Source organism: Phormidium sp. CCY1219, from assembly GCF_055795085.1.
Genome location: NZ_JAYFEQ010000466.1, coordinates 22,515 through 34,185, shown reverse-complemented (window position 1 = coordinate 34,185; position 11,671 = coordinate 22,515). Strand labels below are relative to the sequence as shown.

Annotated in this window: 10 protein-coding genes; 6 read left to right on the top strand and 4 right to left on the bottom strand. The window is 52.5% G+C overall.

The window, feature by feature from the left end; genetic code table 11:
* Positions 1-208: hypothetical protein (locus AC0QH1_RS11545; protein WP_324631255.1), on the top strand; the 208-nt coding region annotated here is incomplete at its 5' end.
* A gap of 373 nt (positions 209-581) precedes the next feature.
* Here the strand turns inward: AC0QH1_RS11545 and AC0QH1_RS11540 are convergent.
* Entirely contained in the window at positions 582-929 is a 348-nt protein-coding gene (locus AC0QH1_RS11540) for a hypothetical protein (protein ID WP_324631253.1), read from the bottom strand.
* Between the two features lie 140 nt (positions 930-1,069).
* On the opposite strand from AC0QH1_RS11540, the gene AC0QH1_RS11535 reads away from it, so the two are divergent.
* Together AC0QH1_RS11535 and AC0QH1_RS11530 are read left to right on the top strand one after the other, a co-directional pair.
* Positions 1,070-1,192, top strand: coding sequence for a hypothetical protein (locus AC0QH1_RS11535; RefSeq protein ID WP_324631252.1), 123 nt, complete (start codon positions 1,070-1,072; stop codon positions 1,190-1,192).
* Complete coding sequence (locus tag AC0QH1_RS11530) at positions 1,192-2,163, top strand: DMT family transporter (protein ID WP_324631251.1); 972 nt, start codon at positions 1,192-1,194, stop codon at positions 2,161-2,163. The genes AC0QH1_RS11535 and AC0QH1_RS11530 overlap by 1 nt, the downstream gene beginning before the upstream one ends.
* 110 nt (positions 2,164-2,273) lie before the next feature.
* On the opposite strand, the gene AC0QH1_RS11525 is transcribed toward AC0QH1_RS11530, so the two are convergent.
* Positions 2,274-2,945: a class I SAM-dependent methyltransferase gene (locus tag AC0QH1_RS11525; protein WP_324631250.1), complete on the bottom strand. Its 672-nt coding sequence runs from the start codon at positions 2,943-2,945 to the stop codon at positions 2,274-2,276.
* A gap of 53 nt (positions 2,946-2,998) precedes the next feature.
* Between AC0QH1_RS11525 and AC0QH1_RS11520 the strand changes: the two genes are divergently transcribed.
* Entirely contained in the window at positions 2,999-3,478 is a 480-nt protein-coding gene (locus AC0QH1_RS11520) for a hypothetical protein (protein WP_324631249.1), read from the top strand.
* Positions 3,479-3,636: 158 nt separating this feature from the next.
* On the opposite strand, the gene AC0QH1_RS11515 is transcribed toward AC0QH1_RS11520, so the two are convergent.
* Both AC0QH1_RS11515 and tftA read right to left on the bottom strand, forming a co-directional pair.
* Positions 3,637-5,196 (bottom strand): pentapeptide repeat-containing protein, encoded by a 1,560-nt coding sequence (locus AC0QH1_RS11515; RefSeq protein ID WP_324631248.1) that lies wholly within the window; start codon positions 5,194-5,196, stop codon positions 3,637-3,639.
* A gap of 143 nt (positions 5,197-5,339) precedes the next feature.
* Positions 5,340-6,710 (bottom strand): hormogonium tapered terminus morphoprotein TftA, encoded by a 1,371-nt coding sequence (tftA, locus tag AC0QH1_RS11510; protein WP_324631247.1) that lies wholly within the window; start codon positions 6,708-6,710, stop codon positions 5,340-5,342.
* Between the two features lie 527 nt (positions 6,711-7,237).
* Here tftA and AC0QH1_RS11505 point away from each other — a divergent pair.
* Positions 7,238-9,469 (top strand): ATP-binding protein, encoded by a 2,232-nt coding sequence (locus AC0QH1_RS11505; protein WP_324631246.1) that lies wholly within the window; start codon positions 7,238-7,240, stop codon positions 9,467-9,469.
* Between the two features lie 497 nt (positions 9,470-9,966).
* Positions 9,967-11,646 carry an ABC1 kinase family protein gene (locus AC0QH1_RS11500; protein ID WP_324631245.1) on the top strand — a complete coding sequence of 560 codons (1,680 nt, stop codon included), beginning with the start codon at positions 9,967-9,969 and terminating at the stop codon, positions 11,644-11,646.
* The last annotated feature ends 25 nt before the right edge of the window (positions 11,647-11,671 follow it).

Genomic DNA, 11,671 nt, shown 5'->3' with positions numbered 1-11,671 from the left:
CCTCGTAGGGCTTAGGCTGGTCAGCTACCTAAAGTCAGGGGCTAGAAGCCCCGTCTCTTTAGAGCGGGGTGCTGACGTCCTTATCCTCCTCACCTGTGTGTTATTTCAATTGTGGGCGATCGCTGGAAGTTTTGCCGTGATTCCGGTGGTGAGGGAAGGCGATCGCGATCGGGGGTTGGGGTGGATCGAAACCGGCGATCGCTGGTGAGGATTTGCCCTTTTCATCGTGACGAAAGTCATTGACAATTTGGGAAATTTATGCACCGGATGAGGGGGTTAGGGGAAGGGGAAGCTAGCGGTTCTAGAGTGTCAGGTCCGCATTCAATCAAAAAGACAAGAAACGGGGTTTCTCGCCGTGGTGGGTTGCGCGCCAGATGCGATGAATGGCGTCTCTACCAGTGGTGAACCTTTCCCGGGGTTCTCATCCCTACCACAGGGAGACCCTCGGGTGCTTTTTCCCACCCGATCGCGCGGATGAGGGGATTGGTGGCGATCGCAGGCGGGACAACCATTGACCGCGAGACGGAAAGCAATGCAAAAATGGTTTGACCAAGCGATCGCCGAAGTGCTACCGCCGGGGTTTAACTCTCGCCGAGAATCGATTCAAAGGTAGAGCGCAATGCGTCCATATCTGCCACTCGAGCAACGAGCAGATTGTTATTCCCGGCATCATCTAACCGGGTTTTCCAATAGTCGATTTTATCTTCATTGTTCAGCCAAAACTGAATCACGGTTTCCACCACGTTATCGCGATCCCACTCTTTCGCGGGAGAAACGCTTTCCACGGATTCGAGAAACGCATCCAGGGTACATTTCTGGGTGCCGAGATATTCCACCCCCACACCAGAGTCGGTGTTGATGATTTCCTGTTGTTGGTTAAAAAAATATAAAATTGGGGAAACTCCCAAGATGTCGAAGGTGTATTTCATCCTAGACCTCCAGATTCGGTTCTATGTTTTGATTGTAATCATTAATTAATGAATAGCAGTTTAGCAAAATCCCTGTGGTTACAGTCGTTACATTGCCCCAGGGGGTTTGCGAGAAATTCACATTGGTTTATCATTAGGGGATGATAAAGGGAAAGAGCGTCGGGGGATGGCACGATCGCCCTCGTCGGCGACGGGTAACACCGCAGCGCCCCGATGGCTCTGACTTTTTCAGTGGTATGGTATGGTGGGATAATCAACCGTAATGTTAGTTTGGGCATGGGTTTCGGATTGGGCGATCGCGGATTATCAAGGGCAACTGGCGGCGCTTGGTGGTGCTTGTTTGTGGGCCTTAGCTTCCGTAGTTTACGGACAACTGGGGCAAAAAATCTCCCCGATGGCACTCAACCTGGGCAAAGGCGCGGTGGCGATCGCCTTGATTCTGGTCACGGTGCTGCTGCGCGATGTGCTATTCTCTCACCTGGATCCGACGCGCTCCCCCTCGGTAGCACTTTCCCTGGCCGGCGATGGCAGCGCCAGAGCAGCAGTTCTGCTGCTTTTGAGTGGCATTATCGGCATCGGTTTGGGCGATACGGTGTTTTTTGCGGCGATTAATCACTTGGGGGCGCGACGCACGTTATTGCTGCAAACCCTCGCACCGCCTATGACGGCGGTACTCGCTCGGATTTTTCTCACCGAAAGCCTCACATCTGGGGCGTGGGGAGGTGTTTTTCTTACTTTGTGTGGTGTGGCTTGGGTGATTAGTGAACGAGTTCCCGGAAACAGCAGCACGCCAAAGCATCTGATGCGTGGGGTCAGTTTGGGATTGCTCGCCGCCCTCGGGCAAGCGGTGGGTGCGGTACTCTCGCGATCGGCACTCTCGGACACTTCAGTGGATCCGTTGTGGAGTAGTTTGATGCGGTTGTGCGCTGGGGTGCTGGTGCTGCTGCTGTGGATATTTGGACGCAAAAATGCGAGGATTCTCCAACCGTTGCAGTCTCATCGCTTGCTGGGGGCGATCGCAATTACGGCATTTTTTAGCACCTATCTCGGCATTTGGTTGCAACAAATTGGCCTTAAATTTGCACCGGCAGGAATTGCTCAAACCTTGGGCGCAACCAGTCCCCTATTCGTGCTTCCCGTGGCCATTTGGATGGGGGAAAGGGTCAGCATCCGTGCGATTTTTGGGGGCCTGATTTCGGTGAGTGGGGTGGCGTTGTTGTTTCTTTTGCGGTAAATTGGTCATTGGTCATTTGTCATTGGTCATTGGTCATTAGTGGTTGGTTAGTCAGATTTTGTTAATTGTCAATTCTCAATGGGGGTTGAGGGTTGCAGGTTGGGGATTGGCTATTCCTGGGGGTTTTTGCGGGCAAGGGTGAGGCCATCGGCGATCGGAACCATGCTGAGGGTAATGCGATCGTCATGGTGTAGTTTGGCGTTGAGGGCGCGGATTGCTTGGGTGGTTTCATTTTGGATGTCGGGTTGGGCGACTCTTGCGCCCCACAAGACGTTATCGATCGCGATTAACCCGCCGGGGCGCAGAAGTTGAAGCGATCGCTCGTAATAGTTATCGTAGTTGACTTTATCCGCATCGATAAAGGCAAAATCAAAGGTATCGGAGTGACCCTCGGCGATGAGGTCATCGAGGGTGTGGAGGGCCGGTGCGATTTGCAGGTCAATTTTATCCGCCACACCGGCTTTTTGCCAGTAGCGTTGCGCGATTGTGGTATATTCTTCACTCAAATCGCAAGCGATTACTTTACCATGAGGGGGGAGAGCCATTGCGATCGCCAGGGAACTATACCCGGTGAAGACGCCGATTTCCAGGGTCTTCGTCGCCCCCATAAGCTGAACCAGAAATGCCATAAATTGGCCTTGTTCCGGTGCGATCTGCATTTGGGAGAAGGGATGAGCGGCGGTTTCGGTTCGCAATTGGCGCAGGATCTCGGACTCGCGCAGAGAAACCGAGAGAAAATAGTCATAAAGGCGATCGCTCAATCCTAAGGTTTGCTTAGACATCGTTAAATAGTTTCAGGAGAAATTATCGATCGGTTATCGTTGTGGAGATTAACATGGGTGGAGTCAGATTTCAATCTATTTTCAGAGGGATTGCGATCGCAATTTTAATCCTCTTGCTCAGCAGTTGTAGCGTCACGTTTAGCTTAGGCGGTTTTCAACCCACCCGCGACGTGGTACAAGGCGCCCTCGCCTTAGAACTGAGTCAAAATCAACAACAACTGAGACAACATCTCAGTCGCTATGTGGATCGAGGGGATAAAATGCCCAACTATGAAATCAACCGGGTAGAAATCTGGAAAGAAGAACCGCTCAAAATTGAAGATTTACTATCGTATCATATCCGAGGCAGTTATAATTTAACCATTCAGTTGCCAGATAAACGAGTCACCGAGCGGCAAAATAGTTTCGATTTGTATTTGCAACGTCAGACAGAAGGCAAAACCTGGCGGTTGGCAAAACCCGTCACCCCAGAGGAGAATGATGAAGCGCCAGCATGGGCGACGTATTTGATTAAACCCCCGGGATATATGTAGAGAAAGGGGTTGCCCGCCGGGTAAAATAATCAGCCAGGGTGATTCCACGGCACATCGATCGCCGGGAGGTTGCCCTCGGGGGGAAACGAGTTAAACTGAGAAGTCCTTGTCATGGGGACGCAAGCATGCCGAGGCGGGATTTCAATCGCCCGCTGGTATTACCTGTTCATCTCGCAATCCTCCACCCACGCACAAGCACGCCAGTGCAATTGCAGGAGTTCGCGACGGGGTTGGTATTCAAACTCCACTGGCGGGCGCAGGGGTTGCCCGTGAAGCTCGCTGTAGTCGGTATTCCGCAAGCTGGGGGACACCCAGACGTTCAGGGTTTCTGGGTGAATGGCCATCAAATGCAAGTCGAAGAGGGTGTGAATGTCAGCGCGCAAGAGCAAGCCGGCAGAGGGGTCAGAGGCATGGGTTTCATCATAATTATAGCACAAAGTTACCGCTTCTAAAACCGGTTCGGCATTGCAGCCGGTAATCGCACAGCGCCCGTTGTAAGCGGCGAGCAAGTTGTGACGAAACGAAGAAGAGCCGCGTCGGTGGGCGATCGCCAGACTGGCGGGGTTTAAATGCTCTTCAGTTTCTAGCACTTGTTGTGCGAATTCCAAGGAAATTTCATCGGGGGATAAAGCCTCATCTGGAGGGAACGCGAAGGGGTTGGGCATTTTTCCATTGGCGATCGCACCGTCAGGATCGAGTCCGAGGGAGGAGCCGAGAGCTTTAACCCTATGTGAGTTACCGGAAATTCGGCTTCGGGAACTGTTGGCGTTGCGATCGCTCGTGGGGATTGCTTCTTCCTTGGTCGGAACCGCGCCAGAGTTCCTCGCAGAATCCGTGGGGGGTGGGGAGGAATTCTCGGACTCCCCGCCCGAGGATGCGATCGCCGGGGAGGGGTGGCGATTATCGGGAATCATGCCATTGGGTAACATAGCGGCTAACAGATTTTCGCCGGTAGACAAGCGAACCCCTTGCAGCTTGGCACCGCGCAGACAAGCGCCTTGCAGATTGGCGATCGCGGGCAGGGTTGCATTGTGCAAATTTGCGCCTTGTAAAGACACGCCAAATAACTTGGCATCCGCGAGATTTGCGCCTTGTAAAGACACCTGTTGCAAACAAGCGTCAGTCAGATTCGCACTCACCAGAATCGCGCGATCGAGATTTGCGCCTTGGAGAGAAGCCCCCTCCAGATTTGCCCCAGTCAGATTCGCCTCAGACAAGATAGCCTCTTGCAGCTTCGCTTGTGAGATTTCGGCATCGCACAAGTGAGCCGACTGCAAAGAGGCCACGCGCAAATCCACTTGAGTGAGGTCCGCCTGATCCAGATTGGCCTCTTGGAGTTTGCCCAAGCGTACCGAAGCGCCGCGCAGGTTCGCACAAGCGAGTTGAGATTTCATCAAAGATGCGCCTTGAAGATTCGCTTCGCTCAGATCGGCCCATTGCAAATTAGCGCCTTTGAGATTAGCTTCTTTCAGGGTGGCATGAAGCAGACTCGCATCACACAGATTAGCGCGATGGAAATCGGCGCGAGAGAGATTTGCCCCCTGGAAATTAGCGACGCGCAGGTCTGCCCAGCGAAAGTAGGCTCCTTCGAGATCCGCATCTTGCAAGTTGACCTGTTTGAGTTCCCTCCCGCTGAGTTGGACATTGCGAAAGTTTCTGCGCCCCTCGGCATAGAGTTTAACTAACTCCCTGGCACTAATTTGTTCCTCGATAGCCATATGTTCGGTGTGCTGCTGACGTCAAGAGGTGGTTGCGATCGCCTCCCCGGTAACCGCTAATTCCCATAGAATACCCACAGAATACCCCACCATCGACGCGATCGCGGCATTTTCCGATACCGATGTGGGAGTCAAGCCCCAATTTAAAACAGGTCTGCCGACTCATACAACCGAAGCAGCAATGCCATAATTTTAGTACCGTAGTCGAGATCTGCCGCCCAACGACCGCTAAGCTGTCCCACCAAAGGAGCCACCCCCCGGGCGACGAAACGAAAGCGGGGGGCGACGAGTTCCCCGACCAGAGGTTCGGTACTGGCATAAGCTTTCAGGTGTTGGATATGGGCGCGGACCCCGATGCGGGCGGAAGGGAAAGAAGCGGCACTCGCCCCACCCCCGATCGCCCCTAACCCGGCAAAATTGTTTTGCACCGGATCGATTTCGCTACCAAAGCGCAGAAAATTGGTTTCCAAACACATTTGACAAAAGGCAATATCGTAATTGACCCCCTCAATTGCCCCTTCTTCGCGGTAGAGCTTCGGCAGATCGGGGAAATCCAACAGGGCTTTTTCGTGATTGCCCTTCAGGAACATCAGCAGTTGCACTTCCGAGGTTTTGCCATAACCCATGATGCGATCGATATAGCCCGGGCAGATTTGCAAAATCGAGCGCAAGAGCACCGTGCGCGTTTCACCGTCCCAGCTTACCGAAATTTGATGTTCGCGCAAATCGATCGCCTTAACATATACAACCTGACGGTAACTGACGCGCCGAATGTCAGGGTCTTGCGACAAATCCACCTTAAAACTATCCACCAGATCGATGGGAATGTATGCATTGCCATTGATAATCACCCCTTGTTCCCCATAAATCTGCCCGTTAATATTGATATTAATCGGCGGATAGGTGGGCGGTTCGGGGATAGAAGAACCCGGAGGCACCGGTTCGCTCAACTCCGTGCCTTGACTCCAAGCTTCCAAACCATCAGCAATGCCGATCGCAAAGTCGCGACGGCGGGTTTGCAGCAGATATCGGTCATCCGGGTTGGTCAAAAAGCAAACCTCCATCAGCAACGAAGGGGAAATCAACCACCGACAAAATGGCAAACTACCGCGTTCGGCGATCGTATCCGGCTTTACCCCTCGGTTGGAGAGCATCGGCACCCGTCGCAGCAGCGCCATGAGCATTTGCTCCGCATTTTGGCGGCGTTCGTCGTTGTTGGCAATGTAGTACACCCTAGCTCCTCTGGCGGCGGGAAAGGCATTGGCATTGGCATGCAGTTCCAGCGCCACATCCCCCCTGCGCCAGCGGGCGTTAATCCAACTCATCGTGTCGCTTTGACTCAAATCGTCCGGAACCGACAATACCTCTAAGGCGCGCGATCGCAGTTCCGTCACCACCAAATCGCGCAGCAAAATCATTTCCCGCGCCTCGGTGGTGTCGCCGGCGATCGCACCCGGATCGATGGCCCCATTTTCATATCCCCCATGTCCGGCTGAAATAAAAATTCTGCCCATATTCGCTTTTCGCTCCCTCGCACCAATCGTTTCAATCAATCAATATCGACGAACCGAAATGATTATGGGGTGATACTAGCACCCATCGACCCCACTTTCTCCCCCCAGTCCACCACCCCCGCAACTGGCTGCTATTTTTCCCACTGCTTAGCCCTCGGCCTGGAGTGCGACTCGAGAAGGGTAAAATAATAAATAGCAGAGAAATCACTGATGCCATCCCTCTTATCAACCGTGTAACCTGGAGCCAAAGGACTCAGCCTGACGGGCAGCGGGTGACACCCGACGTGACTGTTGACCTCCAAGGGGTCGCCATTGGGTTCGACAATAGGACAAAATGGAAATTCCACCAGCGCGCAGGGGTGAGTGACAGTGCAGATAATGGCTTGCAGTGTCTCGAGGCACCCTCGATGCACTTAGCAACCCTCAAACCGACTCCGGGGGCTTTTCCAGCACTGGAAACCCATTCCGGGATAGCTCCCCCCTGCGGTGCGTCAGCATCTTGTACGAAGGATAAGGATCGCAAAACAATGGCTGAGTCTTTCACTGTTCCCCTGAGTTCACCCGTCCTGCAGCCCGAATCTCCAGCTCGACTCATGCAAGAGATCCAAACCGCCGATGTCGGCAGACAACTCTCCCATCTCCTCCAAACCGATTCTGACACAGCGTTGAAGCTGCAAGGAATGGCTCAGATGGTGGGCGAACTGTTCCAGGTAGACTGCTGTTTCCTCGCGGCGATCGATCGCTCACAGGAAATCGAGCAGACGAGCTATTGGTATGCCGAACCTCCCTCGGCGCTGTTTTCTTCCGATGCATTGTCTGCCTTAGAAGGAGTCGATTGGCTAGAAAAGCTCGCTGATGCTGATTTGCTGATGATTTCCGATACTCGCGCTTGTCAATTGGATCTCGCAATGGGCTTTGCATGGGAACGCCTGCCAGTTCGCGGGATCTTGGGCATCACTACCCGGTTTTCAGGTCAGGTTAATGGAGCCATTATCTTGATGCATCGGCACGGCGCTGTTCACCGCGATCGCCAGTCGCTCTCCCAGGAAGTTGCCTCTCCAGAACCCAGGGGACGCACTCAACCCAATTGTTGGACAGCAAAAGATATGATGAAGCTAACCGCAGTCTCAGAACAAGTGGCGATCGCCCTCAACCAAATTACCCAAACTCAGCTAATCTCTGCTTTACAACAGCAGGTTCGCCATAAAACTCAGTATCAAACCTCGATCCACCAACTAACGATGGCTATCCATCGCGGATCGGATATCAATCTCATCCTTCAAATGGCAATCGGCACTCTGACGAATACCCTCGAAGTGGATCGCAGCGCGATCCTCCTGTTAAAATACATCGACCCGTTTTTTAAAACTCGTTTTCCCGCAACCAGTTCGCGCACCACTCCCGGGCGCGACTCAGACTCGCATTCCTCAACCTCCCTGGAGGCATCCTTGCCGCGCCTTCCGAAGGCGAAAGTGACTGTGGCCTGCGAAAATAACCGCACCTGCGCGATCCGCTCATCTGCAGCTCAGACGTCTTCTGCCAACCAAAGTTCCCGCCATCAAAGCGATCGCTCTTTCTGGCTTTCGGATTGTTACTGGTGTCAGCAAGCTTTCGTCAATGCCCCCACTCCTTTGGCGATCGCAGACCAACGCTCTGTGCTCGCCCTCAACCCGGAGGTGGAAGTCGCCTCGATTTTCCATCCCGAGGAAATGCCTGCTTTGTTGGTTATGCCCCTCCTGGGCGTTAGCGGCGGCGGTTCGTCTCAAGGCACGGTTTTGGGTTTCATTGTCTTGCAACACTCCTCCCCGCGCAGTTGGCAACCTGACGAAATCCAACTGGTGGAACTGGTGGCGGCGCAGCTCAGTACCGCGATTTTACAAACCCAAACCCTCCAGCAAGTCCAAGCACTGGTGGAAGAACGCACCTCCCAATTACAGCGCTCTCTGGAAGTCCAGGCTAAACTCTATGAAAAAACTCGTCAGCAAATCGACCAACTTCGTCAACTCAACCAGCTTAAGGATGAATTCCTCACCACTCTCTCCCACGAACTCAATACTCCCCTGACGAGCATGAAAATGGCTATCCAAATGCTCCGTCAACCGGGGATCGCCCCGGACCGTCAAGCAAAATATCTCGAAATTCTAGAAACGGAGTGGAAGCGCGAAAGCAATCTGGTCCAAGATTTGCTCAAGCTACAGCAGTATGAATCCCAGCAAGCCAATGTTAAGGTGGAAACCCTCGAACTCAAGCAGCTTCTACCCCAGTTGGCTGACTCGTTTTCGGCAAAGTGGGAAGAAGTTGGCTTAACTTTGGCTTTGGATTTACCCCAGCGATCGCCCAAGGGATTGGCTAAGCAATTTCTCAAACTCAACACGGATCCCGAAAGTTTCGATCGCATCCTTCACGAACTGCTCACCAACGCCGGCAAATACTCCGATCCCGGCACCACCGTCTACCTCCAGGTCAATCACCACATCGATTTAGAACGCAATGAAGTCACCCTCCGTTTAACTAACATCGGCGCAGGCATCTCTCCAGAAGACCTCCCCCATATCTTCGAAAAGTTTCGCCGGGGTCAAGGAGTCACCGAAAAAGCGATCGGAGGCACCGGCTTAGGTCTGGCGTTGGTTAAATGCTTAGTCCAACACTTGAATGGCACCATTACTGTGTCCAGTTACCCCCTGGAAAATTCTCCAGCTTGGGAAACTTGCTTTACCCTGACTTTACCCCAACTCGTGGAAGCTACTCCCCCTTCGTAGGTCATTTGTCCTTTGTCATTTGTCCTTTGTCCCTTGACCCGTGACCAATAACCCATGACAAATGACAAAAACTCCGTATTTCCACGGGAATGCTGGGTGGGGCACCACGGGTTGCAAGAAAAAAATTAAGAATTGATAATTGGGACGTCGCAACACAGTGGTTCGCGATCGCGTCAAGGGGCTTCGGTAACCGGGACAGCGAAAACTGCGTAGGGTTATCAAATCAACGCTAAAATTGAAATTCAAACCCCTTTCACCGCGAAACTGACCCCCGCGCCGCCTGGGCGATCGGGCTGCAGTGGGAACCTGCGTGAAGGTTTCATGTTAGCAACATCCACTGTGAAACTTGCCCCGGGGAATCCACCCCCGCCACTGAACAACTTTATTTTCGGACCAGTTAACCTCTAGAGTTTAAAATAAGATACCCTAGATGGGGAAAATTTGAGGTGAGGAATTTGTCGCAGCGTCGGGGTGAACTGGTTCTCAAAAGTCATCAAATGCTTACCAAGGCCGATCCAAAGACATTACGTTGGCAACGCTCTAAATATTCGCTGCTGGGTCGTCAAATTGACATTTTCAGCTCAGCAGCGCAATTCATGTTCTACCTATGGTGGGATAAAAACGTTGCCAAAAGTTCGGTCAATCACCGCTATCGTCGGGCGGAATGGTTAGTGGGCACCCTGCTGGATTTAGGACCGACATTTATTAAAATCGGACAGGCACTTTCCACTCGAGCGGATCTGTTGCCCAAAGAATACGTCAAAGCACTGGCAACCCTACAGGATCAAGTGCCAGAATTCAGTTCCAGCGAAGCGATCGCCACCATCGAATCGGAACTGGGCAACTCCCTTTACTCCCTCTTTCGCGATTTTGACGAGTTCCCGATCGCCGCTGCCAGTCTCGGACAAGTCCACAAAGCGCGCCTGCACAGCGGCGAAGATGTGGTGGTCAAAGTCCAACGACCCGGACTCGACAAATTATTCCGCCTCGACTTTCAAGTGCTGCGCCAATTAGTCGGGTTTTCCGAGCGCTTTTTCCCCTGGACGCGCAAATACGAACTACCAGAAATCTATCGCGAATTCGTCAGCTTTCTCTCCCAAGAAATCGACTACATCCAAGAAGGCAAAAACGCCGATCGCTTCCGGGAAAACTTTCAAGACCACCCGGAAATCATCGTGCCCGCAGTCTACTGGCGCTACAGTACCCAAAAAATCCTGACAATGGAATATTTGCCGGGAATCAAAATTGACGATCGCCAAACCCTGGAAGCCTGCGGTATCGATGTCAAGCAACTCAACGAACGCGGCATTACTTGTTACCTCAAACAACTCTTAGAAGATGGCTTCTTTCAAGCCGACCCCCACCCGGGAAATATGGCAGTCAACCAACAAGGCTGCTTGATTTTTTATGACTTTGGCATGATGGCGGAAATCCAATCTTTGGCCAAAAATAGCATGATTAGCACCTTCTTCGCCGTGTTGCGAAAAGATACGGAACAGGTGCTCAATAGCTTAATTGAAATGGGGTTAATCGTGCCGGTGAAAGATATGCGACCCGTGCGACGATTGGTGTCGTTTCTGTTAGAAAATTTCACCGAAAAGCCCCTAGATATTAAAGCCCTGCGGGAACTGAAAGGCGAACTGTATTCAATGTTCGAGCAGCAACCGTTTCGCTTACCGGCCCAGATGACGTTTATTCTCAAATCTTTAACCACCCTGGATGGAATCGCCCGCACTCTGGATCCGCACTACAATCCGGTGGCTTGCGCGAAACCCTTCGTGCGACGGGTGACGGGGAGAAAAGGGAAGAGTGGCGTACTCGGGGAAGTGACGCGACAAGCTCGCCAATTCGTTCAATATAAACTCAAACAACCGAAAGAAAGCGAGGTGTTGTTGCGCCAGTTGACAGAGCGCATCGAACGCGGAGAAATGGAGTTTCAGGTGCGTTCTTTAGCTAGCGATCGCCTGCTGACGCGCATCAATTTAGCGGTGAAAACTTTAATCTACGCCTGCTTGTTTGGATTCTCGTTGGTGGCGGGTGCGGTGTTGCTGGTGGGAAGTTATGAAGGATTGGCGATCGCTGCCTTTTGCTTCTGTGGTTTTACCTTCCTGATTTTCATGCGCGCTTTAGTCCGACTCTCTTTCCGAGAACGCCTCGACAAACTATCAGAAGAATAATCCCCCACCGCCACCGGGTAACCAT